Genomic DNA, 26949 nt, shown 5'->3' on the forward strand with positions numbered 1-26949 from the left:
TTTCATTATTATAGATTTTTTTATTTAAATTAATTTGACAATAGTTAAAAAATGGGTTATAGTGAATTTAAATGAAAGACATTTGTGTTTCATAGAAAGACAAGGGGGGATTTAATGAAAAAATTATCTTTAATTACAAGGATATTTTTATGTTTAGTATTAGGAATTGCAGTTGGATTATTATGTGGGGCAAATAATATTCAATTTCCAGTAAGATTATTAGCAACTTTTAGTGGATTATTTGGTAGCTTTTTATCGTTTGTAATTCCTCTAATTATTATTGGATTTATAATTCCGGGAATAGCATCATTAGGAAGTAAGTCAGGAAAAGGACTTATTATAACTACAGTAATAGCATATGTTTCTACATTAGTAGCTGGATTCGCAGCATATTTAGTAGGAGTTGGAATACTGCCTAAATTAATAAAAGGTGGAGTTTCATTAAGTGAAGCAGGCCAATCAATAGAGCCATATTTTACTATTGAAATACCAGCAATAATGGGAGTAATGTCTGCATTAGTATTAGCATTTGTACTTGGTATAGGTTTATCAAAAATTAAAAATAGTCAAATGTTAAAGGTAGTAAATGAATTTAATTCAATTATTTTAATGATTGTTACGAAGGTTTTAATACCATTAGTTCCTATTTATATAGGTTGTGTTTTTGCAAAGTTAAGTTATAGTGGTGAAATATTTAATACATTAAAATCATTTGGTATAGTATATGTAATATTATTTTCACTACAATTACTATACATAGTTCTTCAATATTGTATTGCAGGGGCTATTAAAAAGGAAAATCCTTTTAAATTAATAAAAAATATGATTCCAGCATACATGACTGCTGTAGGAACTCAATCTTCAGCAGCAACAATTCCAGTAACACTTCAATGTGTTAAGAAAAATCAAGTTAGTGAAGAAGTTTTAGATTTTGTTGTACCATTAGGAGCAACAATACATTTAGCAGGTGATACTATTACTTTAGTTCTTACTTCTATGGCAGTGATGTACATGAATGGACAAACTCCTACTTTTGGAATGATAGTTCCATTTATATTTATGCTAGGAGTTACAATGATTGCAGCACCAGGAGTTCCAGGTGGTGGAGTCATGGCAGCATTAGGATTGCTTGAATCAATGCTTGGATTTGGAGCAGTAGAAAAGCCAATTATGATTGCGTTGCATGCAGCACAAGATAGTTTTGGTACTGCAACTAATGTTACAGGTGATGGAGCAATAGCTATAATTGTAGATTATTTTATAAGTAGGAAAAAAGGTAATAGTATTGAACAGAATAATGATGATATAGCATCGTAAAATTTAAATTAAAATGTTAGTTTTGAATTGAAGAGTTAGGTATTTTACCTAGCTCTTTTATTAATTTGTTAAATAAGTATTAAATAGAATAATTTAACTTGAAGAATATATATTAAGAGAGTATACTAGCTTATCATAATTATTCACCATAATAAGCTTAATAAGGTGATATAATAATATTTAATATTAATTTAAAAGTAAACAATAGTAGAATTTTTATATTATTTTTAAGCAAAGAGAATGCTATTAAATAAAGTAAAGTTATATTATATAAAGGAGAGTTTGAAATGGAGAAGTTATATTTTAATGGAGATATACTAACACTTGAAGAAGAATTATATGTTGATGCTATTTTAATTAAGGATGATAAAATATATAAAATTGGAGAAAAAGATGAACTTCTTAAAGAAGCTAGTGAAGATGTGGAATTAGTTGATTTAAAAGGAAGAACACTTATGCCATCTTTTATAGATGCACATTCTCATTTTTCAGGATATGCAATTTCTTTTACACAAGTAGATTTATCAGGAGCTGTAAACTTTAATGAAATTAAAGAGGCTATTCAAAACTTTATAAAGAAGAATAACATTCCAGAGGGAAAATGGATTCAAGCAGATGGCTATGATCAAAACTTTTTAGAGGAAAAATCACAACCAACTTTAGAACTCTTAGACGAGGCATCACCTAAAAATCCAATTTTATGCAAGCATAAATCAGGGCATATGGGAGTATTTAATTCTTTAGGGTTAAAGGAAATGGAAATAACTATAGATACACCAAATCCTGATGGCGGAATGATAGAAAAAAAAGATGGAAAACTTACAGGTTATTTAGAGGAAGCTGCATTTATGGAGTATATTCAAAAGTTACCCATGGCTTCTAATGAAGAGTTTATGTGTAACTTAGTTAAGGCCCAAGAATCTTATGCGAGCTATGGAATAACAACTGTACAGGAAGGCTTTGTTGTATCTCAATTAGCTCCTATATTTCAATATTTGATGCAAGCAAAACTTTTAAAAATAGACTTAATAGGATTTATGGATATTTCTAAAGCTGATGAGTTAAAAGAAAACTTTGCTAATTGTTTAAATAAATACAATAATAATTTAAAAATGGGAGGATATAAAACATTTTTAGATGGCTCTCCACAAGGTCGTACAGCTTGGATGCGTACACCATACTTAGGCGAAGAAAAAGACTATTATGCTTATGGAACTCAAACAGATGAGCAAATAGAAGCTAAATTAGAATTAGCATTGCAAGATAATATGCAAATTTTAGTTCATTGTAATGGTGATGCTGCTTGTGAACAATATATAAACCAATATGCTATAGCTAAAGAAAAAATAAATTCTAATAATGATATAAGACCTGTTATAATACATGCACAATTATTAGATAGAGATCAATTAGATAGAGTAAAAGAGCTTAAAATGGTTCCATCATTCTTTGTTGCACATGTATATCATTGGGGAGATATACATATAAAGAATTATGGTTTGGAAAGAGCAAGCAGAGTAAGCTTAGCAAAGGATGCATTAGATAAGGGAATATTATTTACATTCCATCAAGATTCACCAGTTATAGAGCCAAATATGTTAGAAACTATATGGTGCGCAGTAAATAGAATAACTAAGAATGGAGTTTTATTAGGAGAAGATGAAAGAATAGCTCCATTAGAAGCTTTAAAGGCAGTTACTAAGAATGCTGCTTATCAATATTTTGAAGAAGATATTAAAGGTACTATAAAAGAAGGAAAATTAGCTGATTTAGTTATATTAGATAAAAATATACTAAAAGTTAACCCTATAGATATTAAAAATATAGAAGTACTTGAAACAATAAAGGAGGGAAAAACTATATTTAAAAAGTTATAATAATTAGTTTTAAATAATGTGTAATACAAATCTTTTTTGAAAAATAGAGAATATATTTAAGGATATATACAGAAAATATCAGTAGCTTAAATAGATAATTAATATTTTAAGGAAAGGGTTTAATAACTAATGATGAAAAAAATAATTTTTGCAGTCGTAGTAAGTATATTTTTAATATCATCTCCCATATTAGCTGATGTTAATTCTTCTATTAAAAGTAGTGATCCACCATTAGCTGATATTTATAAAGAGGGAATATACCATTTTTCTCAAGGTTCTGGTAAAAATCTTGATTTAAAGCTAACAAGTCCAAATAAACCTATGATTTTGATGATTATAGAAAATGATACTAGAACTTTAAAGTATTATATAGAGTTTACTAAGGAGTCTCCAGAAATAAAGATGTATTTAGCAGAACCACTATCAGAGCATACTACAATTATAGTAGGAGAAGGAGAGATTTCTTTTACCTATGATTAAAAAATAGGAAAAATATATATAAGTAAAGAAGGGGTTGTATCAAAATATATTCTACAGACTTGAAATAAATTGCTTCGCAATTTATTCATTAGATGAATTGATAGTTTTGATACAACCCCTTTATTTTAATTACTTTAATTCAGAATGGCTTGAAATTATATTATTAACTATTCCATAATCTAAAGCTTCTTCTGAACTTAACCAATAATTTCTATCTGTATCTTTATTAACCTTTTCTATAGGCTGACCAGTAGATTCACTTATAATATTATTAATTCTTTTACGAACTCTCAATATTTCTTTAGCTTCAATTCCTATATCTGTTGCTTGACCGTTAAAGCCACCTAATGGCTGATGTATCATATATCTAGTATTAGGAAGTGAGTATCTATTTTCTTTATCAGCTGCTAGATATATTGTTATTCCAGCGCTTGCAACCCAACCAGTTCCTATCATTATAATTTTAGGTTTAACAAATTTAATCATATCATGTATTGTATCTCCAGATTCAACATGACCACCTTGACTATTTATAAAAATTTTAATTGGATCATTACTCATTTCTTCAAGAATTAATAATTGAGTAGTAACTTTTTCAGCTAAAGCTTGATTGATTTCACCAGAAATAATTATTGTTCTTGATTTTAATAATTTTTCCATAGCTAAGTCAGATAATGGTTTTGATTTCTCTTCTTTTTCATTTTCATTATTATAAATAAACATTTCTTTTTCCTCCTTTATTTTATGAATATATTTCCTATTTAATATAATAACACTAAATGTAAATAAATGGTATAAATAAAAAGTTAATGATATTAATAGAAAAATAGTATATACTTATAAAAAGAAACGCTATATAGATGCTATTTTAGTGATTTAGCATTTAATAGTGTTTCTTTTTTATTTCAATTACAAAGGAGAAAATATGTTATTTAAAGATTTAGATATAATAAAACCAATATTAAGAGCTGTGGAAGAGGCTGGATATGAACAACCTACAGAAATACAAGAAAACTCAATTCCAGTAGTATTAAAAGGAAAAGATATTTTAGGGTGTGCACAAACTGGAACAGGAAAAACAGCAGCATTTGCAATACCAATATTACAAAATATAGTTAGAGATAAAGAAAAAAATGATGAAAGAAATATAAAAGCTTTGATAGTTGCACCAACAAGAGAATTAGCTATTCAAATTGAAGAAAATTTTGCTATGTATTCTAAGTATTTAGATATAAAAGATACAGTTATTTTTGGAGGAGTAAATCAAAGTTCACAAGTTAGAAAAATTAAAGCTGGAGTAGATGTATTAATTGCAACACCAGGAAGACTTTTAGATTTATCTAACCAAAAGCATGTTGATTTAAAAAATGTAAAATATTTTGTACTTGATGAAGCTGATCGTATGCTTGATATGGGAATGATTCATGATGTGAAAAAAATAATATCTAGACTTCCTAAGGAAAGACAAAACTTATTATTTTCAGCAACTATGCCTAAGGAAGTAATGAAGCTTGTTAATTCTATTTTAAAAAATCCTGTAAAAGTTGAAGTTCAACCAGTATCATCAACAGCCGAAATAATTTCACAAGGTGTATATCATGTTCCGAAGAAAAATAAAAAGTCATTACTTATACATTTATTAAAAGATGAAAGTATAAAATCTGTTATAGTATTTTCAAGAACTAAGCATGGAGCAAATAAGATAGCAAAGGATCTTGAAAAGGCAGGAGTAGCTGCTGCAGCTATTCATGGTAATAAGTCACAAAATCAAAGACAATTAGCTTTAAATAATTTTAAATAAGGAAATATAAGAGTTTTAGTTGCTACTGATATTGCAGCTAGAGGTATTGATATTGATGAATTATCTCATGTTATAAATTATGATTTGCCAGATGTAGCAGAAACTTATGTACATAGAATTGGACGTACAGGAAGAGCAGGAGCTTCAGGTGTTGCAATAACTTTCTGTGATGAGGAAGAAAAAGCAATGTTTAGAAGTATTGAAAAAGTTATTGGAAAATCTATACCTGTATTAGCAGAAGAAGAGTACGAAATAATTCAGCCAGTAGTGCAGCCAGTTCAAAAGAAAAGTAATAATCAAGGTAATAAAAATAATAAAAATAGAAATTACAGAGGATATAGAGGAAATAATAGAGGAAGTAATAAGCCTAAGGGAAAAAGTAATAATAGAAAAGAAAATTCTAAATAATTTAGAATTATGAAAACTGAACCGTATCATAAATAAATGAGGTTTTGGATAGAATTGGATATATAAATGGACGATAGGTGTGCTTTAATTTTTGCAATGAAACTTACAAAAATCTAAAGTTTGAATTTTTGTTGGGTATTTTAATTTTATTTATAGATTCTTCATTTTTCACTACTTGAGAAAATTAGAATTTGTTTTTCAGAATCTATAGCATTGAAAAAATTTTTATAATTATATATAATATAATTATACTAAAATATAAGCATAAAAAATATAAATGTAAAGGTGTTGTAAATATGCGCAAAGAGGTAATTTTTAATTAAATTAACTGAATAAGGATTATTTTTAAAAGTATATGAAAAATCTTGAATAACTCAAGGTTTATTTGTGGTAGAATCAATTATTGATAATATTGATATTACCATGTTTATTTGTGTACTCTAAAAATAATCAGTATTATAATGAGCATGTTACATCTTTATTTGCAGGATAGGAAAACCGTGTTCTAAACACGGTATTTTTATGTCTATTTTTGCTATATATAGATATGGTATAAGATTTTAATTTGAATAGCTTAATCATAAGTTATATAATTAAAGTTCTATATTTTATGTTTGTATTTAGGTTATATGATTATGAGGCTGTAAGTGAATTATGTTCATTTACAGCTTTTTTTGTTTAAGGAGATTATTTTGATGATTTATATATTTAAATATGAAGATTATGAAAAACAAACAAATTTTTTAAGAAATACTAGGATGGTGATGATTAATGGTTAATAAACTTTCAGCATATAAAACTTATTTATTATTTTCAGCTATTACAGCAATGTGTTTTTCGTTAGTAGCTACAGTTATGATAGTGTATCACATTGAAATAGTTCATTTAAATCCACTTCAGCTTATACTTGTTGGAACTACTTTGGAATTAGCATGCTTTATATTTGAAATTCCTACAGGTATAGTTGCAGATGTGTATAGTCGTAAACTATCTATTGTTATTGGGGGAGTTTTAACAGGAGTGGGATTTATTTTAGAAGGTTCTATTTCTAGTTTTATTTTCGTACTTGTAGCACAGATTGTATGGGGATTAGGGTCTACTTTTATCAGTGGCTCGCTTGAAGCTTGGATTGCGGAAGAAGAGAAGAATAAAGATTTAGATGAAATTTATATAAAGGGAGCACAAGCAGGGCAGATAGGAGCATTTATTGGAATAGTACTAAGCACTGTAATAGCTAATTTCTCTGTAAGGCTTCCTATTATAGTTAGTGGAGTTTTATTTATAATTCTTGCATTATTTTTATGGTTATATATGCCAGAAAATAATTTTAAACCATCTGCTCCTGGGGATTTAAATACATTCAAAAAGATGGTATATACATTTAAATCTGGTCTTAAATTTGTAAAAAGTAAATCTATAATTATGATTTTACTTGCAGTAACTTTATTTTATGGATTATCAAGTGAAGGTTATGATAGACTTTCTAATGCGCATTTTTTACAAGATACTACACTTCCTAAACTTGGAAACCTTAGTTCAGTGACTTGGTTTGGAATTTTTGGAATTTTAGGAATGATATTGAGCTTCATAGTAATGCATTTTATGGCAAAGAATCTTAAGAATGAGGATAATAGGAAAAATGGAAAACTATTATTATGCATAAATATACTTTATATATCGTCTATGTTGATATTTGCTCTTACAAGAAACTTTAGTTTAATGTTAATAGCTTATTTGGCAACAAATACCTTTAGAATTATAAATGAACCTATATTCAGTGCGTGGTTAAATGGGCATATAGATGATAATTCTAGAGCTACTGTGCTTTCTATAAATGGACAAATGAATTCCTTAGGTCAAATTTTAGGTGGACCGATTATAGGAATCATAGCTACAAATATTTCAGTAAGTATTGGTATAGTATGTACTTCATTATTAGTAGCACCAGTATTAGTGTTATATATTATTTCTATGATAATGGATAAAAAAATATCATAAATATAAGGGATTAAAAATGAAGATAATTTGATTGAACAATACAAGAAGGTTCGTAAATTTTTTGTAGAAATCTTCAAAAACACTTTTAAATTACAATATTAGAATTAGGTTAATTACTGTATTAAAAGATAAATTAAATATATATTATTAACTTAGAAAAACAAACTTTTACTTGTATTTATGTATACAAGTAAAAGTTTTTTACTTTCTTAGAAGGGAGAAATTTATAATGAAAAAGGTTTATTTAAAAAATCAATTAAAAGGATATCCTATAGAAGTAATCAGTAATGTTTTAGACGTCATTAATGTATTAGGTGAAAATTATGGAGCTAATAGAGATATAGAGAAAGATTTAGGAGGATATATAGTTATAGCAGAAAATATCGTTGTTATCGAAATGTTAAAGAAAGATAAGTTACAAGGTTTAATACCAGAATATACTGATATTATTGAATGTAAGGAAGGAGTTAATTGGACTTCTTCCTTATTTTTGCTTTCAAGTGATTATGCAATTGTAGTAGTAACAACAGAAGAACTTTCTAAGTTCCTATTAGAATAAATGGAGGTTAATTTAATGTGAGTAAGAATATAAAAGAGGATAAGATAATCAAGGAAACTAAGTATTGTAAGATAATAAATCAAGGAAAAGTTGGAGAGGGAGAGTACACATACTCAATAGAGAAAATCTACATCAAGGAGCTAAAGAGAGATGAAGTAAGATTCTGTGTCTACAAGGCAACTAGAAGAGGTGATGAGACATACATTCCAAGAAGTCTTGATGTAACAGAACTAGAGCTAATAGAGTTAATAAAAGAATCAATAAGAGAAAAAGTATTTTCAGAAGGATTCATTGAAATGTTAAAACAAGAAATAAACCAAATCTAAAAAGTCTTAATTGCTATAAGAATAGTGATTAAGACTTTTTACATTTAAATAAAAGTATAGAAAGAGAGAGTATAAATGTTTAATAAAGATAATGTGTTCATTGCAGTTAATGAAGAAGTTTCTTCAATAATTCAGCAGTATATAATAAGAGAAATTAAGAAGGTATTGGATAAATACAAGAGTATAACAACAGAAGAAATAAGTAGTATAGAAAAATTAATAAATAGTATAAGCAATGAAGAGTTAAAGGAGGAATTCCTAAATGATTGGAGGATGTCAGTAAAGATAGCAAAAGAAATTGGAGAAAATGAAGTTGATGACAGGATAATTTCTATGTACCAAAATCTAAAAGGTAATGGATTAGAAGAATTATCAATAGGTCATGTTATTAATTGGTGTAATGAGTTAGATGAACAAGGTTATGTAATGATTGATGATTATAGCATAATTTATAAAAGTTCAGCTAATCTAAAAGATATTGCAATAGAATTATTAGATGATATGCTTGATGATGCAATTCATGTTGATGCCTTAATAGATAAGGACTCACTAGTTGAATATTGGATAGATCAAACAAGTAAAGAAGAGGTAATAGATGACTTAATTAGAGGAAATAATATTGAAGAGCTATTAGGGCTTGTTCCAGAAACAGTATATGAAGATGAATATAATAAATATTTATATTCTGAAATAGATTGTTAAGAGGTTATATCTTAGTTAATAAGGTATAGCCTTTTTTACTTTTAGATAAAGATGAAAGGCTAATAATAAGGAGATAAAAGAATATGTTTAATAAAAATAATAGGTATATGACGAGAGGGATTAAAGAAACATTGGATATTTCATTACAGATGATGTTATGGAAAATGGTTGATGATTTAAAAGAAAGCAAAGAAATAGAGTTAGATTATCTACAAGTATTTAAGATAAGAAGAAGTAATGAAGAATTAATAATAGATCATACACAAGAAGTATCAGAATATAAGAAAATCTATACATTTAATAAGTTAAGTAGCTTAGTAGAAGAAGATTTAAAAATATTCATAATTGATGAGAATGATTATAATATCATGCTTTTAGCAGAAGAGTATTGATTAAAAAGTAATGATAAATGAAGATTGTAATAATTTAAGAAATAGGAGGAGAAAGTCATGGATATAGTAACAGTAATAAAGGTACTTGGAACAGTATTAACAGTTGTGGCAACTTCAATAGAAGCAACAACTAAGAAGTAGTATGAAATAAGGTATCATCACAATTAATAAGAATAATAAATTAATTGTGATGATATTATAACAATAAGCTAATTTTTTTTATAACAATAATAAACTACTAGAAAATATCGTTGTAATAGTAGTGTCGATGTAACGATAGTGACGATATTTTCAGTAAGAATAAGATTGAGGAGAAAGAATAGAAGAAGTCTAAGTAAAGATGTAATTTATCTTGAACGTAGAGTAAATAGAAAAACTGTAACTACAATCAATCTAAGTACATCTAAAAAGCAACGTTAACACATCAGAAAACAGATATTTTAGAAAATGTGAATAAATGTAGCCATAGGAATGAAAAACTGCGAAGAGAGGATAAATTGAATGTTTTCTAAATAAGATGGTAAGCAATAAAGATAAATCAGTAAATAATAGCTTCATAACTATACAAGCTAGGATAACAAGTCATGAAAGACTATGAGGTGTTGAAGTCATAGGAAATCCTAGGCTCAATAATTCCACTTGAAATCAAGGATAAGTCATAACATATAATATGTACAGGAAAAATCTAAATTCACTCAAAAATAAAAAGAATTGAAATGATAAAACATAAAAATAATGAAACTTGGAACTAGGGAATAGGAACTAAGGACTTGGGACTTGGAAAGAGTAACGGGGGGATAGGGGGGCTAAAGCCTTATAATGAAATAAGAATTGAAATAGATTAATAAAAATCTATTTCAATAAAAAATAAAAATAAATAATAAGAATAAATATAATAAATAAAAATGATAGGAATAAGTATATAATAATAAAATTACAATAATAAGATAATTAAGAATGATACAAGATAAAGATAATTAATAAAGAAATTTCAATAATATCAAGTAATAATTAATGACTATAACAATTAAAGTTACTGATAATAAAGAAGATATAAAGTGATAAGAAATAGATACAATAAGATAAAGAAAATCTAATCAATATATAATGATATAATTAAGATAATATAACAACAAAAGTAATTAATTAAGAATATATAATAACTATATCAATTCATATAAATAAAATTAAGAATGTCTAACCAATTACAATAGATAATAAAATAATAATAAAGAAATAGATATACCAATAAAAGAATTATATATAATAATAAGAGTAGATAAAAATGTAATGTAGCAATAAAAGAGAAATACATTAAAAAGCAACAATAACATACTAGAAAACAGAGATTTAAGAAAATGAGAATAAATAATAACACTCAAAATAAAAACAACAAAGAAATAGTAAATCAACCGTTTTAATTGATGTAGTCAAATATATATTATAAATCTGATAAAGAGTTAATGTTTCTAATAGAAGAAGCATTAACTCTTTTTATATTAGGCTATGTTAGCTAACTTTGTGATTAATTATATCTAAAATAGGCTATAATATAGGTATAAACTATATTTCAACTAATTTGCAGAAAGGATACCTAATATTATGTCAAAAATAGATATAAAAGCTATGATAAAAGATTTAAAAAAGAATGAACTTACAGAGTTAATTTCAGTAGCACAAGAAGTATTAAGTACTTTATTTAATTCTTCTGAAATTAGAGATAATGTTAAAGAAAGTAGATTTTCTAAAGGATACGAATGCCCCAAATGTCAATGTAAAGATGTAAATAAAAATGGGAAATCTAACGGAAGACAAAGATATATATGTAAACGTTGTCGCACAAGTTTTGATGAGTTTACTATGTCTCCATTTTCTAATACAAAATTAGGCTTAGATAAATGGCTAAAATACTGTGAATTAATGATATTAGGACTTTCTATAAGAAAATGTGCTGAAGAAGTCGGAGTAGGTGTTAAAACGTCTTTTTACATGCGTCATAGGATACTTGATGTAATCAATCTATCATTAAAAAATGATAAAGTTGAAGGTATAGTTGAAGTAGATGAATGCTTTATTAAGGAGTCTTTTAAAGGGAATCATTCTAAAAGTACTAAATTTGTAATGCCTAGAAACCCTAGAAAAAGAGGTAAAGGTAAAAATGATAAGAAGAAAAGAGGAATATCAAAAGAGCAGATTTGTATAGAGACAGCAATTGATAGAAAAGGAAATATCCTTATGGGTGCTGTTTGTAATGGCAGAATTACAACAAATCAAATAATTAACTTCTTTGACAATAAAATATGTGAAGATGCTACTTTTTGCGTAGATTCACATAAATCATATATGGCAATAAAGGATAAGTTGAATATAGAGTTAAAGCAAGTTCCTAGGGGAAAATCAATGATAGATAGTGTTTATCATTTACAGCATATAAATGCTCTTCACAGTAGCTTTAAGAGATGGTTAATGACTTTTAATGGTGTATCCACAAAATATATCAATAATTATTTGGCTTGGTTTAAATTTCTACAACTAAGTAAGAAGAATAAAAAGAATGACCGAATTAAAGATATGCTAGTGAATGTAGCTACTAAGGATACATATGTAACTAGAGCCACTATTAGAAATAGATTCATTGAGTTAATATAAAATAAGGAACTTTACTTAGAATTAATGAAACCATTTTATAATTGTAAAATAATTGAATACTTTGTATAATATAATTAAGTTCACAATTGTTATATAATGTGAAGTGAAGATATTATTAATATTATATATAAATAGAAATTTTTAGAGGTGATAAAGTGATTGGAATAAATGATGCTTGTGAAATATTGAGTTGGGCATATAATAATAATATAGAAATATGGTTAGATGGTGGTTGGGGTGTAGATGCTTTACTTGGAAAAGAAACACGTCAGCATAATGACATTGATTTATTTGTAGAAGAAAAAAACTATAATAAATTTATTGAAATAATTAAAAATAAAGGATTTAATGAAATTGTAGTGGAGTATACAAGTGAAGTACATACTATTTGGTCTGATAATAAATTACGAATTATTGATTTACATATGTTTAAAGATAACTGTGATGGAACCATATGTTATGAAGGCGAAGTTTTTCAAAAAAATATATTCGATGGTGTTGGAAAAATAGGAAATATTATGGTTTCTTGTATAAATGCTAAAAATCAAGTCTTATTTCACTTAGGGTATGAATTTGGAGAAAGTGATATTCATGATGTAAAATTATTATGTAAAGAATTTAACATTCCAATACCTAAAGAATATGAAAATTTTTAAATTAGCGATAAATTATAATCTGTAGATTTAATAATATTACTATATCACGAAGAATTTATAATAAGTCATAAAAACAACCACATCTTATAATTCAATGTATTGAAAAGTCTAAGGCGTGGTTGTTTTTATGTCATATCTATCACGAAGATGGCTAACATAGCCTTATATTAAATAGGTGATTTTACAATGAAAAATCACTTGTCTTTTCAATATTATGAAAACTTTTGAAAGGAGGTAATATTTAATGTGAAAGAAAAGGAGTTGATTGAACAAGAAAACATGAGTAAAAAGAGTGAAAATTACAGAGGTATCTATAAAGATATGGTTGAAGTTCTAGGACATGATATAACTATAAAGGTATATGAAAATTATAAGAGGTAACAGATAACATTTCCAATGAGGTTATATTCAGATAAATAAGTAATAGATTATCTAAATAAATATTACAATGGAAGGAACTTAAAACAGATATCAAGAAACTTAGGATACACTTGCAATTGGCTACAAAAAGTAATAAAGAAAAATGAAATTAAAAAGAACGATTGAGAGGAGAATAAAAAATGTCATTTTTTGTATGGAAAACATCTATTCAATGTAAATTGAATGATATAAAAACAGATATTGTAGGAAGTCATAGAGAAAGAGAAACCAATAGATATATTCGTAAAACAAAGCAAGAAGCTAATCCAAGTATAGTTACTACAAAAGAGCGCTTAGAATATTATTTAAAGAAAAAATATAATTTAATATATATAGAGGGAGAACTATATCATGAAATGGAGCAGAAGGATTATAAAAAAATATTAAATAGTTTTGGAAAGACAATGTCTAAGATAGGAAAAAATACAGCACTAGTAAGTGGAGTAGTTACAGCTGGAATGAGTCCTTTTACAATACCACTTGCGTTAAGTTCAATGTTTCTTGGTGTAATATCTAAAAGTGATTTAGATAATTATGAATATATAATTGATAAAAATGAGAAACGTATAATATTAAAACATAAAGGTTATAATCCAAAAGTATATTAAAATTATGAAGAATACAAACTAAATAGAATTTCACTAAATATTTATTAGATTTTTAATAAGTATTTAGTGATTTTTAGGAGAGTAGATAAATTTGTGTAAAAACAAATTTATCTATTTTTTTTTGTGATTAATTAGTAAGTCAAGTAGATTAAAAAAAGAGGGAAACTTCTTTTTTATTAACAATAATTCATAATCTCAAATTAACTAGTTAAATGGTAAAAAGTAATAATCAAAAGTAGTAGAAAACAGGAGAAAAAACAATATTGAAAATATTAACAGTTAATAAAAAGGAATAAATTTACAGGAAGTAATTACATTAAATTGAAAAAATGGAATCCTAGAAGTTGAGAGTTAAAAATTTTTAAAACTTTTTAGTTAAGGAACTCCAGGAAGAAATTATGCTTAATTTTTGGAAGTTACTTTTTTTTTATGTGAAAATTACGAAAAAGCTAATTTAATGTAATCAAAATTGGAGAATTTGATGAGATATGATAAGTAAGAGTATTATCTAACTACGGCAGCAATTTAATTATAGGGAGGAAGGTAAAGTGGCTATTTTAAGAAAAGATGGTAAAGCAGTAGATTTATCAAGAGGACTACAACTAGGAGAGATAAAAGACTTTAAGTCTAGAGGACTCAAGAAAACTAAAAAAGGAGATATTTTTGAATGTGGAAACTTAGAAATTCTTTTAAAGAATGGAGTATCTCTAAGTCAATATATTATGGTATCACCATATAATAAGTATCTCTTTTATAAGTTTGTTAAAGCGGTAGGATTAGAGCATAAGATAGATGAGTATGTAGATTTCCCTTTTTATGAAATGTTTGATAAGGAGATTGTAGTAGAACTTGATTATGAGTCAGTTAGAGGTGGGAGATACTTAAATGTAATAAATGTATATAGTTTAGAAGAGGCAGAGGAGTTCATACAGTACCAAAAAGCAAGAGATGAGTTAAAGAGAAGAAATGGGATGTTAGGTATGAATTTTATAGAAATGGTGAAAGAGAGAAGAGCAGAGATAGCAAGTAACTTTAATAATACACAAGAGGTAGAAGTAAATGAAAATGAAGTTACATTTGGTAATGAATATGAGGAATTTATCGGAATTTAACATTTATAAGGTGGCTTAGATTTTACTAAGTCATCTTAATTTAAAAGGAGGAATAGAAATGTCAGAAATGGTTATAGGAAAAAAGACAGGTGTACCAGCATTAAGAGCAAGGAGACCAGCACCAAAGCTAAGACCTAAAAATAAGGAGGATAATAAAATGGTAAGTAGTAATAATGAATTATTTGAAGATGATTATGAGATTAAAGAAAGTATAGATTTAGATTCATTTAAACCATCAGAAAGTAAATCTATAAAAAAAGGTATTGCTGAAGCAGGAGTAATGTCAATAATAAATTCTAAGACTGGAAAAAGAATAATAGTGTCTAATGAAATAATGGAGAAGTTAAATAAGCCAGAAAGGGTAGTAATGTCATTTTCAGAGGATAAAATTGCTATAGGTGAACAACTACCCAATAATTATAATTACATAAATATAAAAGTTTTAAAATCTAAGGGAGTTATTTATTCAGCAGGAATAGTTAAGGAAATAACAGATTTATATAAGTTAGATTTCAGTAATAAGACTTCTATTACATTTTTGGATGTTGAATATGTTAAATATGAAGAGAATGTTGTCGCAATAATAACAGTAGAGTAGATGTAATTAGAAAAATTTATAAGTGTATTAATTACTAAGCATTGAGCTAATATAGCACAATGCTTAGTGAAATAAACATAAGAGGAGAATAGTAAATGAGTTTAGATAATAAAGTAAGAAATAGCAATATGGAAAATTTAATATATGGAGAAGTTATAGCAGAAGATGTAAAACCAAGAGAACAGGAAGAAATAATGGACAGTGAATGGTTTATAAATTGGATGAAAGAGTATCATTATTAAAAATATACAACTGAGGAGGAAAGTAATGAGTTCCAATAATAAGAGTAATGAAATAATAGATTTAATTTCAGAAATAATAATTAATCACTTATCAAAAACGATGAGTATAGATAATATAGATAAGTTTAAAAGGCAGTAAGTTACATAGTAAAAAACAATAATAGCATAACAAAAAAAGAAGAAAAAGGAGAAATTAATATGAAAGAAAGAGAAATGAAAATAGCTAAAGAAGTGATAGAGAAAGGAGAAGGAAAGCATATGTATACTGGAGAACAACTTCTATTTAGACTATCAATACAAATACCTAATGAAAATATAAAAGAATTAGTTGATAAACTTAAAAAGTTATCTATAGTACCAAGAGCAATATTTAAGACTAGTCGTGGACTTATAATAGAGTGGTGGACAATGAGGTGTCAAATTATTCTTGATTCTAATAATTTTATTAAATTAATTGAAGAATTTTTAGATTATGTAGATAGCATAGGGTTTGATGAATGGATATTTGATACAGGATGTCTAGGTGATGATTTACCAGTTGAATTTAATAACTCAGAGGTGATAATTAACCCTAGATTTACAGTAGAAAATTTTAATAATACTGGAGAGATAGAGGTAAATGATTAGAGTAAGTAAGTACAAGCTGTATAGTTAATTAATGACGGAAAATGTCTAGTTATTGAAATGACAATATAATGATATTTTCCGTTATAAAATAAGATGATAAGTATATATTAATAAATTATCAATTATTTAACTTACATTAATTAAATTTTTAGTAGATATTGAAAATTTAAGGGGTACTGGGAAAATGAAAAAATAAATAACCAATGTAAAAGGAGAAGATAAACATGATAAATGAAATAATTAAAGAAAAGGTATTAATAAATTTTGATATGGATATTAATGAAAATGGAAAATGGGAAAGTGAGATGGCAATAGATACATATACAATAATAATTCCAACTGAAGCTATTGCAGAAGAAGTATCACTAGATGAATTAGATAAAGAATTCAATTCAGGTATAAGTAATGTTAAGATAACCGAAAAGAAAATTAGTATGGATTATTTTACAGGTGAAACTACATTCATAAGAACAGTGAGTGAAATCCAAGAACATATTAGAATTATGGTAAATAGTATAAGAAATAAATTAAGTAATGTTAAAATAGATAATTTTAAATTACTATGTAACTTCTACACTTGGAGAGATTAATTAATTATGGAAAATACCGTTGTTATTGTTATTTCAATAATAACGATATTTTCCATTATAAACTAATGGGATAAGTATATATTATAAATTTGATAGATAATGATAAGTAATAATGGAGGTATACAATAATGAAGTTTGATAGTTTCATGAATGATTCAAAAAGAACTAAGAAAAATCTGGTGGCAATATATTCCAGGGTATCTACGTCAGAACAAGCTGAAGAGGGCTACAGTATAGATGAGCAAGAAAGACTATTAACCGAATGGTGTAAGAAAATGAATTATGAAATTTATAAGTGCTATTCTGATAGAGGTATAAGCGGAAAGAGTATAAAAGGTAGACCAGCTATGCAAGAATTGTTAAAAGATGCACAGGAAGAAAAATTTAATATTGTAATAACGTGGAAGATAAGCAGAATTGCGAGAGATATGTTAAATCTATTAGAAATTATAGATATTTTAAATAGAAGAAGGATAGCATTTAGGTCTTATTCAGAGCAATTTGAGACAGAGACACCTATGGGGAAATTCTCATTGCATATGATGGGAGCAGTAGCAGAGCTAGAGAGAAATACTATTTCTCAGAATGTAAAAATGGGATGCTTAGCACGTGCCAGAGATGGAAGATGGGGTGGAAATAGGGTTTTAGGATATGACATAGTTCCAATTGAAGGTACAGAAAACAAGAAAAGAAAAGATACACAACTTATAATTAATGAAAAGGAAGCAGAATCTGTGAGATTAATATTTAATGAATATTCTAATGGAAAGGGATATAAGGCAATTACCAATAAACTTAATAAGTTAGGTTATAAGACTAAGAAAGGAAATGATTTTTCTGTAGGCTCTATAAGAGATATTTTAACTAACCCAGTATACATAGGAAAGATAAGATATAATGTTAGACAGGATTGGTCAGAAAAGAGAAGAAGAGCAATAAATCCAAATCCAATAATAACAGATGGAATACATGAAGCAATAATAGATGAGGGGTTATGGGATAAGGTACAAGCAATCATGGAAAGTAAGAAAGGTAAGCCTTCAAGAATATATGATGGTGAATATCCACTAACAGGAATACTAAGATGTCCTAAGTGTGGAGCTGGTATGGTGATTTCAAGAACTACTAATAAGTTAGCTGATGGCACTAAGAAGAGAATAGCTTACTACTGTTGTGGGGCATGGAAGAATAAAGGCACAAGTGTGTGTAATTCTAATACAATAAGAGTTGATAAAGCTAATGAGTATGTATTCACTAAGATTTCAGAATTACTTTCTAATGAGAAAATGGTTAAAACTATAGTGAATAACATTAATAAAGAGAGACATAAAAAGATAAACCCAGCTAAGAAGGAGCTAGAAAGAATAGATAAAGAGCTTGAAAAGATAGATAGAAAGAAAACTAAACTTTTCGAAGCATATGAAGAAGAACTAATATCTAAGGAAGAGTTCAAGGAGAGAAAAGATGAGCTAAATAAAAGAGCAAAAAGTCTTCAAGAGGAAAAAGAACCATTGCTAGTTACACTTTCGGATGATGTAAGTGAAGAAATACCTTATGGATTCATAAAGAGTATATTAGAGAATTTCAGTAAAGTTCTAACAGAAAGTGCAACTAGAGAGCAACAGAAGAAATTGCTTCATATGATAATATCAGAGATAACTATAAATGAAGCAAGAGAAATAGATTCAATAAAACTAAAAATAAATGATAGCTTGGTTGACTATATAAATAAGGAAGAAGGAGTATCTATAAAGGATGCTCCTTCTTCTTTTATGTTAAGAAATATTGGAATGAGTGTATTGAATTTAGATATTGTAATATAAGATATATTTTTTGATTTAATTCATAAAATTGATGAAAAAGGTGGAAATTAAATAAAAATGTAGAAAAATAATAAGATGTATTGTAAAATAATAATGAAAAATATAATAAATAACAATATTGGATAATGATGATTCTAGCATTATGGTTAGGATTTATAAGTTGTGGAAAGAGTATGTAAAAAAGTCTATTGAACTCAATTCCACATAAATCCAATGATTATCATAGAAAAGCACAAATTATGATAATTTTATAAAAATGAAAATAGTAAATGAATATTAAAACAAGTTAATAGTTAAAAGCTCAAATACCTTATAATAAAAGTCTAATATATGGAAAGAGGGGGAAGCAAAATTATGAAGAAAATAGTCAAAATACTAGGCGTAACTTTATGTTCTTTAATACTTATAGGCTGTGGGGGTAAAAAAGATGACAGCAGAGTAATGGAAGAGGCAAAAATAGCATTTGCTTCAAAAGAATATGAAAAAGCTGAAGGAATATTAAAACTAGCAATGGATGAAAAGAAGGATAAAGAAGCTGATAAGTTGTATGAGCAAGTAAAAGCTTTTAGAAACATTAAAGGTAAAATTGATTCTCTAAATATGGAAGAAAATTTTGGGTTTTTAAGTTTCGATGATGCTATTAATGGCATGTACACACTTTTTGAGTATTTCAAGATATTTGATGACAAAAAAACTGAATCAACTTTGGTAACTAGTGAATTAACACAGTATGTTGATGAACTTAAAATAAGTCTTTCAGAGCTAATAAGTATGTATAATCAATACTTATTTGACTATGACATTGATAAGGCTAAGGAATGTTTAGAACACATTAAAGCGTTTGAAGGGTATAAGCTAGGAGTATTATCAGATTATGATTTCAATATTAAAGAGCTTGAAAAAACGTTAAAGGAATATGAGGAAAAGAGCAGTATAGATAGTAGTAATGTAAATGGATATACTAGAGAAGAAATAGACTCTATACTAAAATCGAGGTTTGGAGTATATAGCTCTGTTGGAATTGGATTAGATGAAGATTTAGAAGAGATAATTCAAGGGGAGCTATGCTATGGAGGAAGTGCATCATGGAATAATGGAAATAGAGTGAGAGGATTTTACGTTGGAACATTTTCAGGTAACATTTATAATTATAGAAAAGAAAAAGTTGGTGAATTAAAAACTTTTGAAATAGGTGCACTGGAGTAGCACTTATTATCATAGTTGAGATACTATTATTGATTGCCATATTATAGATTATATAAAGTGATGTATAAAAATTAAACTATCAATAAGACATAAGGAGATAAGAACTCGCAATACAGAGTTCTTATTTTTATATAAAAAACCTCACTTTATACTGATACGGAGAACCTTATCATAAATAAAGTAAAGTTTTTTTGTGTTATAATAATCATATCAATTAACTAATAAGAGGATGATTAGGTATGGATGAAAAAACAAATGTAATGAGAATTCTAGATCAAAAGAAAATAAAACATCAAACACATAGCTATGTAGGAACAGGAGCTATTAGTGGAACTGAAGTTGCAGAAGCGTTGGGTCAAGATCCTAAATGTGTTTTTAAAACTTTAGTTACTATAGGTAAAAGCAAAAGCAATTATGTATTTGTAATACCAGTTGAAAAAGAGTTAGATTTAAAGAAGGCTGCAAAAACAGTTGGTGAAAAATCTATAGAAATGATAAAATCAAAGGAATTATTACCTTTGACTGGATATATTCATGGTGGTTGCTCACCAATTGGAATGAAAAAGCTTTTTAAAACTGTAATAGATATTTCCGCTGAAGAGTGTGAAACTATTATTTTTAGTGCTGGGAAAATTGGATACCAAGTAGAAATGTCACTTAATGATCTTTCGAAAGTTATAAGATTTACTACGTCAGACATAACGTTATAGAAAAATACTGCAAATCAATATTTTTATCAGTTTGCAGAAAAAACCCTTTGTTGAAAAACAGAGGGTTTTTCTATTATTAGTTGTGGAGAAAATTTTAGTTATGTGTTGGAATTAATAAAGGGGATTAAGGCTTCAGCATCTTTATATCCCTTATTATAAAGAGCAATTAAGTTTTCTGTTTTTTTAGTTAAAGTATTAACTCCACAACAGTTATCTGGTGAGCTTATTAAAATAGAAAGCTTCAGAAATATATGAAGGAAAGTTACTATCAGTTACAAGTGAAATATTTATAAGTTTAACTAGCATGATGGAAATTGCATTAGAAGAAAATAGGGATAAGGATGCTTTAAATCTTATTAATATGCTTAAAAGTAGCAGTGATAATGAATTAAGTTTTTTGAAAAATAATAAAGAATTTATTAAAATTTTAGATGCGTATAAATAGAGTAGTTAGGCTCTTTTGATAAATAGGCTAATTAAAGCAGAAATAGAAAGCTTTAATTAGCTTATTTATTTTTTTATTATATTTTTTAGGAAATACTTTACAAATAAATTGTAATACTGTACTATTTAAATAGTGCAGTAGAACGGAGGTTGAAAATGACATTAAATATTAATAATTTTGAGTTTAATAATAAAGAGCCAATATATCTTCAAATTGTTGAGTTAGTTAAGAAAAATATAGCAACAGGAGATCTTGTTCCAGGAGAAAAGTTACCGTCAGTTAGAGAAATGTCTAAAGACTTAGGAGTAAATCCTAATACGCTGCAAAGGTCTTATGGGGAGCTTGAAAGATTAGGAATAACTTACACAAGAAGAGGAATGGGATCATTTATAAGTGAGGGTGATAATTCTATGAATAACTTGAAAATTGATATGGGAAAAGAACTAGCTAAAAAATTTATACAGGATATGGAATCTATAGGTATAGAAAAAGAGGAAGCAATAAAAATATTAAAATCAGTGGGGGAATAAAAATGAATAAGGTTTATAGAAGGGTAAGCTGTTTAAGAGAGTATGTTGATTCAAGTTTAGCAGTAATTGGAGTATATCTAGCAGTTGGGTTAATAAATTTTATAGCATATAAGATAGGTATAATTGATTTTACTTTAGATGGATATTTTGAATTTTCAGTAGGAAGTATATCGGAAAGTTTACTTGTACCATTTGCTTTTATATATAGCTTATTACAACAACTAATTCCTATTATAATAAGTGTAACAATTTTTAAAGAATATAATAAGAGTTATTATAAAAAAGTTAATCTTATAAATATTATACCAATTTCAAATATAGATAAACTTAAAAATATAGTTTATGTGGGAGTAGTTTCATTTATATTATATATTGTTATTACCTGTGGATTTGGATGGATAACATTGGGGACGGGTAATATGTTAAACGATATTATTGGGATTTTATATAAGATATGTGGGTCAGTTTTTACATTATTTAATGTAATTATAGCAGATATGTTAATAAGAAAAAGTAAGTTGAATACAGAAAACAAAATTATTTGGTATGTTATTATAATTTTTATTTCAATGTTTATATTTATGTTTATTGGTATGTTAATATCAAAAGTTACAAGAGTAGAGAATGGAACGTCTTTAATTTGTATCATAATTATAGTAATACAGTGTTTTTATATATTTAAAAATATAGAAGATGTAAAAATAAATTAGGGTGGGGATTTTATGATTAAATTAGTTAATTTAAATAAAGAATACAAAGATAAAAAAATATTTAAAAATTTAAATTTAGAAATAAACAAGGGTGAAATAATAGGGCTTTTAGCTCCTAATGCAGAAGGAAAAAGTACACTTTTAAAAATACTTGGAGGGCAAATAACTTTTGATAGTGGAGAGTATTTCTTTAATGGAGAAGAGTTCACTTATAAAAATAAAGAAGTTATAGGATATATGAATGATACATCAATAATTCCTCCAAGCTGGAAAGTTAGAGATGGAATTGAATATTATAATGAATATTTTAAGACTTTCAATGAAGAAAAGTGTTTGGAGATGTTAAAGCACTTTGAAATTGATCTTAAAAGAAAAGTAAAGACATTATCAAAAGGTGAAAATGAAAAATATCACTTATCATTAGCATTGGCAATTGAGGGGCAGTTATATATTATGGATGAACCTTTAGCAGCTATAGATTTAATTGCAAGAGAAGAAGTTATAAGTATGATATTAGATAATTTTAATATAGATAGTACTATAATTATTTCAAGTCACTTAGTATCTGATATTGAAAGGATGCTAGATAGAGTTTTACTTTTAAAAGGTGGAGAAATTGTTGTTAATAAGCTAGTTGAGGATTTAAGAGTTGATGGTAAATCAGTTGTAGATTTATATAAAGAGGTGTATGAAAATGTTCAAGTTTAAGAAGGATTGGTTAAGAACAAATAGAAGTTTTTTTTTATTTTCTTTTATACCAATGGTATTTTTAGCAATAATATTTTTATTTATTAGAAATATAAATGGAAAAATATTTTGGGAAGTAAATTATGAAATAGTTGATAGATTAGTAATGATGGGAACTATGTTTGTATGCTTTATACCTTTAATGAGCTTTGGATATATTTTTCCTACAAGTGAAAAGTCATTTAGTGGAAAGATTAAAGTTAATCATTTGCCTTTTAGCAACAAGCAATTAGCATGGAAAGGTATAAAGATGTGGCTTTTAGCATATCCAATGTGGATTGTAATAGGTAGCTTTGTAAGTGTTTTATATGAGTATAGGGCAATGAGTCATTCCATAACAACAATGGCATCTAGTTTTTCAATATCTTCATTAGAGGGTTTAGTTTTATTTAATATATCTAAAATAATAATTTTATCTATATTTATGATGATAATTGATATGCAAATTATAGGTTCTATGATAATTTGCTTTGCTAAAGAAATAAAGTGGTATATTATTTTTATTGTTCAATTATTAATAAATGGTGGGTTAATTGCAGGTACAGTATTTTTTATAGTTAAATCAAATATAGATACGGGATTAAATTCAATAGAAGGATTTATACCAGTAATAATATTATTTTCATTATTATTTATAGTAAGTTTAATATATTTCTTATATTCAATAAAAGACATAGAAAAAGTATATAGGTAAAGTTATGTAAGTTGGGCTACAGAAATGTAAGCTCAGCTTTTTTTATTTATAAATAAGGAATATAATAGTAGATATAATATTAATGGCGGTGAGTAATAATGGGGAAATGGAAAAGCTTAGATAAATATTCAAAAATAAATAAATCTCTTGATATAATAGGAATGATTTTAGTTATATCATTAGTTGTTATGACTTTTATATATTGGGGGAAGGCACCAGAAGTTGTGCCAACTCATTATAATTTTAAAGGTGAAATTGATGCATATGGCTCTAAAAATACATTATTTATTTTACTACCTATAGCAGTAATAACTTATATAGGAATAGCGATTTTAGCTAAGTTTCCTAATATATATAATTATCCTGTTGAAATAAATCCAAGAAATAAAGAAAAGCAATATTTAATGGCATCAATATTTATTAGAATTGTTAATATAGAGACATTATCTATATTTTTTTATATTCAAATTAGTATAGGAGCAGCAATGAATAGTGGTAAGGGGTTATCAATGGCATTTTTACCTATATCCATGTTTGTGTTATTTGGAAGTATTGGATTTTATATTTATAAATCAATTAAATGTAAATAATAAAAAGTGAAGTAACTTAGGATTACTTCACTTTTTTTATTTAAAAGGTTTTATTACTACTGTCTTAAAATAGCATTAAGAATACATAAATTTAAACAAAAAAAATTTTTGCAGTGTATAATTTTAAATATGAAAAAAATGGGAAGAATAAAAAAGAAATAGTTTAAGTACCTTAAAAATAATTTGAAAAACTTAATGCGTGTAGGGGGTTATAAAATGTGTGGTCATATATCGATATATTATAAAAATAAAGAAGCAGATGAAATACTTATAAGACAATTAACAGAAAAAATAATTCATAGAGGCCCAGATGATACGGAATATTTTATAAAAGATAATATTGCATTTGGATTTAATAGATTAAGTATAATAGATTTAGAGTATGGTAAACAGCCATTAGAAAAAGAAAAAAGAACTATTATATTTAATGGTGAAATATATAATCATAAAGAATTAAGAGAAGAATTACTTAATAATAATGAATTTAGTACAAATTCAGATACTGAAGTTCTTTTAACAGCTTATATTAATTATGGAGAAAAATGCTTAGATAAGTTAAGAGGTATGTTTACATTTATTATATATGATGAAGTTAAAGATATAGTATTTGGAGCTAGAGATCATTTTGGAATAAAACCTCTATATTACATTAATAATAGTGAGTTTATAGCTTTTTCATCTGAGTATAAGTCATTAGTAAGTTTAGTTGATAAATTAAATGTAAATGAAGTTGCATTACAAAATTATTTATCATTTCAATACACACCAAAATACAACACTATTATTAATGAAATTAAAGAGATTCCTAATGGAACATATTTTACAATAAAAAATGGAGATATAGAATTTAATAGATATTATAATTTAAAATTTAATAATAAAGATATAACTGAAAAGGATATTTATAATATTATAGATGATTCAGTAAAGCATCATATGATAGCAAATGTTGAAGTTGGAACATTTCTTTCAGGTGGAATAGATTCTACTATTGTTACAGCATTAGCAGCAAAAATTAATCCTAAAATTAAGACCTTTTCTATTGGATTTGATGTAGAGGGATACAATGAATTATCTGTAGCAAAGAAAACTGCAGATTATTTAGGTGTAGAAAATATAGCAGTAAATGTATCAGAACATGATTATATAAGAGCCCTTCCAAGGGTTGCTTATTATATGGATGATCCATTAGCGGATCCGTCTTGTGTTGGAATTTATTTATTATCACAAGAAGCTAGAAAACATGTGAAAGTAGTTTTATCAGGAGAAGGATCGGATGAATTATTTGGTGGATATAATATTTATAAGGAATATTATAGTCTTAAGCCTTTTTCATATTTGTCAGATAATATAAAAGATAGGATTAATAAGTTAGCTAAATTACTTCCTGATATAAGAGGAAAAAGTTATTTGTTAAGAGGAACTACTAAGTTAAAGGATAGATACATAGGAAATGCTAAAATATTTAGCGATGAAGAAGTAAAAAATATAATGTGCAATTATGATGAGAACAATACTTTTAATAGTATTTTAACAGATTTATATGAAGAATGTAATATAAATAATTATGATAATGTTACAACAATGCAATACATAGATATTAATACATGGCTAGAAGGTGATATTTTATTAAAGGCAGATAAAATGTCTATGGCACATTCCTTAGAGCTAAGAGTACCATTTTTAGATAAAGAAGTTTTACAATGTGCTAAAAGCTTAACATTAGATCAAAAGGTAAGCAAACATAATACAAAGGTTTTATTAAGGGAAGCATTTAAAGATATAGTACCACCTTATATGAAAGAAAAGAAAAAATTAGGTTTTCCAACTCCTATAAGAGTATGGTTAAAGAATGATTTAGGAAAGTATGTTAGAACAATAATTACTAATGCAAATGTTGATAAATTAATAAATAAAAAATATGCATTAAATTTATTAGATGAGCATATTCAAGGTAAAAAGGATAATTCACGAAAGGTTTGGACTGTATTTATGTTTTGTTTATGGTATGAATTATATATAGAAGGAAAATCCATAAATGAATTAGAGATATATAACGAACAGGGTAATGACTACAAATTAGCATAAATAATATTGGGTATTAGTTAAAATTAAAAATTTTAATATATTAA

28 protein-coding genes and 1 pseudogene are annotated in these 26949 nt (G+C 26.5%); 28 read left to right on the forward strand and 1 reads right to left on the reverse strand.

Annotated elements, in window-relative coordinates:
• The first annotated feature begins 114 nt into the window (after nt 1–114).
• The 3 genes from HCG76_RS04955 (at nt 115) to HCG76_RS04965 (ending at nt 3674) form a co-directional block, all read left to right on the forward strand.
• Entirely contained in the window at nt 115–1317 is a 1203-nt protein-coding gene (locus tag HCG76_RS04955) for a dicarboxylate/amino acid:cation symporter (RefSeq protein WP_221700373.1), read from the forward strand.
• Between the two features lie 287 nt (nt 1318–1604).
• On the forward strand, nt 1605–3194 hold the full coding sequence (locus HCG76_RS04960) for an amidohydrolase (protein ID WP_221700372.1): 1590 nt from the start codon (nt 1605–1607) through the stop codon (nt 3192–3194).
• Nucleotides 3195–3323: 129 nt separating this feature from the next.
• Nucleotides 3324–3674: a hypothetical protein gene (locus HCG76_RS04965; RefSeq protein WP_221700371.1), complete on the forward strand. Its 351-nt coding sequence runs from the start codon at nt 3324–3326 to the stop codon at nt 3672–3674.
• Between the two features lie 129 nt (nt 3675–3803).
• Here HCG76_RS04965 and HCG76_RS04970 read toward each other — a convergent pair whose 3' ends face one another.
• Nucleotides 3804–4397, reverse strand: a complete 594-nt coding sequence (locus tag HCG76_RS04970; RefSeq protein ID WP_221700370.1) for an ATP-dependent Clp protease proteolytic subunit — start codon at nt 4395–4397, stop codon at nt 3804–3806.
• 202 nt (nt 4398–4599) lie between these two features.
• Between HCG76_RS04970 and HCG76_RS04975 the strand changes: the two are divergent.
• The 25 genes and pseudogenes from HCG76_RS04975 to asnB all read left to right on the forward strand — a co-directional run bounded on the left by HCG76_RS04975 (nt 4600) and on the right by asnB (nt 26905).
• A pseudogene (locus HCG76_RS04975) lies at nt 4600–5883 on the forward strand (DEAD/DEAH box helicase).
• 771 nt (nt 5884–6654) lie between these two features.
• On the forward strand, nt 6655–7881 hold the full coding sequence (tetA(P), locus tag HCG76_RS04980) for a tetracycline efflux MFS transporter TetA(P) (protein WP_075809651.1): 1227 nt from the start codon (nt 6655–6657) through the stop codon (nt 7879–7881).
• 229 nt (nt 7882–8110) lie between these two features.
• Complete coding sequence (locus HCG76_RS04985) at nt 8111–8440, forward strand: hypothetical protein (RefSeq protein WP_004455704.1); 330 nt, start codon at nt 8111–8113, stop codon at nt 8438–8440.
• A 17-nt stretch (nt 8441–8457) separates the two neighbouring features.
• Nucleotides 8458–8766 carry a hypothetical protein gene (locus tag HCG76_RS04990; RefSeq protein ID WP_221700369.1) on the forward strand — a complete coding sequence of 103 codons (309 nt, stop codon included), beginning with the start codon at nt 8458–8460 and terminating at the stop codon, nt 8764–8766.
• A 75-nt stretch (nt 8767–8841) separates the two neighbouring features.
• Nucleotides 8842–9468: a hypothetical protein gene (locus HCG76_RS04995; RefSeq protein ID WP_221719001.1), complete on the forward strand. Its 627-nt coding sequence runs from the start codon at nt 8842–8844 to the stop codon at nt 9466–9468.
• Nucleotides 9469–9551: 83 nt separating this feature from the next.
• Nucleotides 9552–9860 (forward strand): DUF960 family protein, encoded by a 309-nt coding sequence (locus tag HCG76_RS05000; RefSeq protein ID WP_087326177.1) that lies wholly within the window; start codon nt 9552–9554, stop codon nt 9858–9860.
• A 1602-nt stretch (nt 9861–11462) separates the two neighbouring features.
• Nucleotides 11463–12509, forward strand: a complete 1047-nt coding sequence (locus HCG76_RS05005; protein WP_022071787.1) for an IS1595-like element ISCpe8 family transposase — start codon at nt 11463–11465, stop codon at nt 12507–12509.
• A gap of 155 nt (nt 12510–12664) precedes the next feature.
• Nucleotides 12665–13165, forward strand: coding sequence for a lincosamide nucleotidyltransferase Lnu(P) (gene lnu(P) / locus HCG76_RS05010; protein WP_022071788.1), 501 nt, complete (start codon nt 12665–12667; stop codon nt 13163–13165).
• A gap of 246 nt (nt 13166–13411) precedes the next feature.
• Nucleotides 13412–13546, forward strand: coding sequence for a hypothetical protein (locus tag HCG76_RS18975; protein ID WP_260458101.1), 135 nt, complete (start codon nt 13412–13414; stop codon nt 13544–13546).
• A 179-nt stretch (nt 13547–13725) separates the two neighbouring features.
• Entirely contained in the window at nt 13726–14193 is a 468-nt protein-coding gene (locus HCG76_RS05020; RefSeq protein ID WP_195951748.1) for a hypothetical protein, read from the forward strand.
• Nucleotides 14194–14741: 548 nt separating this feature from the next.
• Nucleotides 14742–15305, forward strand: a complete 564-nt coding sequence (locus tag HCG76_RS05025; RefSeq protein WP_195955901.1) for a hypothetical protein — start codon at nt 14742–14744, stop codon at nt 15303–15305.
• Nucleotides 15306–15363: 58 nt separating this feature from the next.
• Nucleotides 15364–15903, forward strand: a complete 540-nt coding sequence (locus HCG76_RS05030; RefSeq protein WP_195955902.1) for a hypothetical protein — start codon at nt 15364–15366, stop codon at nt 15901–15903.
• A 95-nt stretch (nt 15904–15998) separates the two neighbouring features.
• Entirely contained in the window at nt 15999–16145 is a 147-nt protein-coding gene (locus tag HCG76_RS05035; RefSeq protein WP_195949609.1) for a hypothetical protein, read from the forward strand.
• Between the two features lie 198 nt (nt 16146–16343).
• Nucleotides 16344–16772 carry a hypothetical protein gene (locus tag HCG76_RS05040; RefSeq protein ID WP_195949613.1) on the forward strand — a complete coding sequence of 143 codons (429 nt, stop codon included), beginning with the start codon at nt 16344–16346 and terminating at the stop codon, nt 16770–16772.
• Nucleotides 16773–16996: 224 nt separating this feature from the next.
• Nucleotides 16997–17362, forward strand: a complete 366-nt coding sequence (locus HCG76_RS05045; RefSeq protein WP_195949612.1) for a hypothetical protein — start codon at nt 16997–16999, stop codon at nt 17360–17362.
• A 128-nt stretch (nt 17363–17490) separates the two neighbouring features.
• Entirely contained in the window at nt 17491–19185 is a 1695-nt protein-coding gene (locus tag HCG76_RS05050; RefSeq protein ID WP_221700367.1) for a recombinase family protein, read from the forward strand.
• A 354-nt stretch (nt 19186–19539) separates the two neighbouring features.
• Entirely contained in the window at nt 19540–20391 is an 852-nt protein-coding gene (locus HCG76_RS05055) for a hypothetical protein (RefSeq protein WP_195955888.1), read from the forward strand.
• A 239-nt stretch (nt 20392–20630) separates the two neighbouring features.
• Nucleotides 20631–21101, forward strand: coding sequence for a Cys-tRNA(Pro) deacylase (ybaK, locus tag HCG76_RS05060; RefSeq protein ID WP_221700366.1), 471 nt, complete (start codon nt 20631–20633; stop codon nt 21099–21101).
• A 304-nt stretch (nt 21102–21405) separates the two neighbouring features.
• Complete coding sequence (locus HCG76_RS05065) at nt 21406–21546, forward strand: hypothetical protein (protein ID WP_221700365.1); 141 nt, start codon at nt 21406–21408, stop codon at nt 21544–21546.
• A gap of 155 nt (nt 21547–21701) precedes the next feature.
• Nucleotides 21702–22076: a GntR family transcriptional regulator gene (locus HCG76_RS05070; RefSeq protein WP_221700364.1), complete on the forward strand. Its 375-nt coding sequence runs from the start codon at nt 21702–21704 to the stop codon at nt 22074–22076.
• Nucleotides 22077–22078: 2 nt separating this feature from the next.
• A complete protein-coding gene (locus tag HCG76_RS05075) occupies nt 22079–22786 on the forward strand; it encodes a hypothetical protein (protein ID WP_221700363.1) in 708 nt (235 codons plus the stop codon).
• Nucleotides 22787–22798: 12 nt separating this feature from the next.
• Nucleotides 22799–23494 carry an ATP-binding cassette domain-containing protein gene (locus HCG76_RS05080; RefSeq protein ID WP_221700362.1) on the forward strand — a complete coding sequence of 232 codons (696 nt, stop codon included), beginning with the start codon at nt 22799–22801 and terminating at the stop codon, nt 23492–23494.
• Complete coding sequence (locus HCG76_RS05085; protein WP_221700361.1) at nt 23481–24227, forward strand: hypothetical protein; 747 nt, start codon at nt 23481–23483, stop codon at nt 24225–24227. The genes HCG76_RS05080 and HCG76_RS05085 overlap by 14 nt, the downstream gene beginning before the upstream one ends.
• 98 nt (nt 24228–24325) lie before the next feature.
• Nucleotides 24326–24817, forward strand: a complete 492-nt coding sequence (locus HCG76_RS05090; RefSeq protein ID WP_221700360.1) for a DUF1648 domain-containing protein — start codon at nt 24326–24328, stop codon at nt 24815–24817.
• A gap of 216 nt (nt 24818–25033) precedes the next feature.
• On the forward strand, nt 25034–26905 hold the full coding sequence (asnB, locus tag HCG76_RS05095) for an asparagine synthase (glutamine-hydrolyzing) (RefSeq protein WP_221700359.1): 1872 nt from the start codon (nt 25034–25036) through the stop codon (nt 26903–26905).
• Nucleotides 26906–26949: the final 44 nt, after the last annotated feature.

This window comes from Clostridium sp. K13, assembly GCF_019734195.1.
Classification (GTDB): Bacteria; Bacillota; Clostridia; order Clostridiales; family Clostridiaceae; genus Clostridium.

Coding starts and splice junctions, on each gene's coding strand:
- HCG76_RS05080 (WP_221700362.1), top strand. CDS start 22,799: ATGATTAAATTAGTTAATTTAAATAAAGAATACAAAGATAAAAAAATA.
- HCG76_RS05050 (WP_221700367.1), top strand. CDS start 17,491: ATGAAGTTTGATAGTTTCATGAATGATTCAAAAAGAACTAAGAAAAAT.
- HCG76_RS05070 (WP_221700364.1), top strand. CDS start 21,702: ATGACATTAAATATTAATAATTTTGAGTTTAATAATAAAGAGCCAATA.
- asnB (WP_221700359.1), top strand. CDS start 25,034: ATGTGTGGTCATATATCGATATATTATAAAAATAAAGAAGCAGATGAA.
- HCG76_RS04955 (WP_221700373.1), top strand. CDS start 115: ATGAAAAAATTATCTTTAATTACAAGGATATTTTTATGTTTAGTATTA.
- HCG76_RS04960 (WP_221700372.1), top strand. CDS start 1,605: ATGGAGAAGTTATATTTTAATGGAGATATACTAACACTTGAAGAAGAA.
- HCG76_RS05005 (WP_022071787.1), top strand. CDS start 11,463: ATGTCAAAAATAGATATAAAAGCTATGATAAAAGATTTAAAAAAGAAT.
- HCG76_RS05075 (WP_221700363.1), top strand. CDS start 22,079: ATGAATAAGGTTTATAGAAGGGTAAGCTGTTTAAGAGAGTATGTTGAT.
- HCG76_RS05085 (WP_221700361.1), top strand. CDS start 23,481: ATGTTCAAGTTTAAGAAGGATTGGTTAAGAACAAATAGAAGTTTTTTT.
- HCG76_RS05030 (WP_195955902.1), top strand. CDS start 15,364: ATGTCAGAAATGGTTATAGGAAAAAAGACAGGTGTACCAGCATTAAGA.
- HCG76_RS05055 (WP_195955888.1), top strand. CDS start 19,540: ATGAAGAAAATAGTCAAAATACTAGGCGTAACTTTATGTTCTTTAATA.
- HCG76_RS05020 (WP_195951748.1), top strand. CDS start 13,726: ATGTCATTTTTTGTATGGAAAACATCTATTCAATGTAAATTGAATGAT.
- ybaK (WP_221700366.1), top strand. CDS start 20,631: ATGGATGAAAAAACAAATGTAATGAGAATTCTAGATCAAAAGAAAATA.
- HCG76_RS04970 (WP_221700370.1), bottom strand. CDS start 4,397: ATGTTTATTTATAATAATGAAAATGAAAAAGAAGAGAAATCAAAACCA.
- HCG76_RS05090 (WP_221700360.1), top strand. CDS start 24,326: ATGGGGAAATGGAAAAGCTTAGATAAATATTCAAAAATAAATAAATCT.
- HCG76_RS05040 (WP_195949613.1), top strand. CDS start 16,344: ATGAAAGAAAGAGAAATGAAAATAGCTAAAGAAGTGATAGAGAAAGGA.
- HCG76_RS04995 (WP_221719001.1), top strand. CDS start 8,842: ATGTTTAATAAAGATAATGTGTTCATTGCAGTTAATGAAGAAGTTTCT.
- HCG76_RS05000 (WP_087326177.1), top strand. CDS start 9,552: ATGTTTAATAAAAATAATAGGTATATGACGAGAGGGATTAAAGAAACA.
- HCG76_RS04985 (WP_004455704.1), top strand. CDS start 8,111: ATGAAAAAGGTTTATTTAAAAAATCAATTAAAAGGATATCCTATAGAA.
- HCG76_RS05045 (WP_195949612.1), top strand. CDS start 16,997: ATGATAAATGAAATAATTAAAGAAAAGGTATTAATAAATTTTGATATG.
- HCG76_RS05035 (WP_195949609.1), top strand. CDS start 15,999: ATGAGTTTAGATAATAAAGTAAGAAATAGCAATATGGAAAATTTAATA.
- HCG76_RS04965 (WP_221700371.1), top strand. CDS start 3,324: ATGATGAAAAAAATAATTTTTGCAGTCGTAGTAAGTATATTTTTAATA.
- HCG76_RS05065 (WP_221700365.1), top strand. CDS start 21,406: ATGATGGAAATTGCATTAGAAGAAAATAGGGATAAGGATGCTTTAAAT.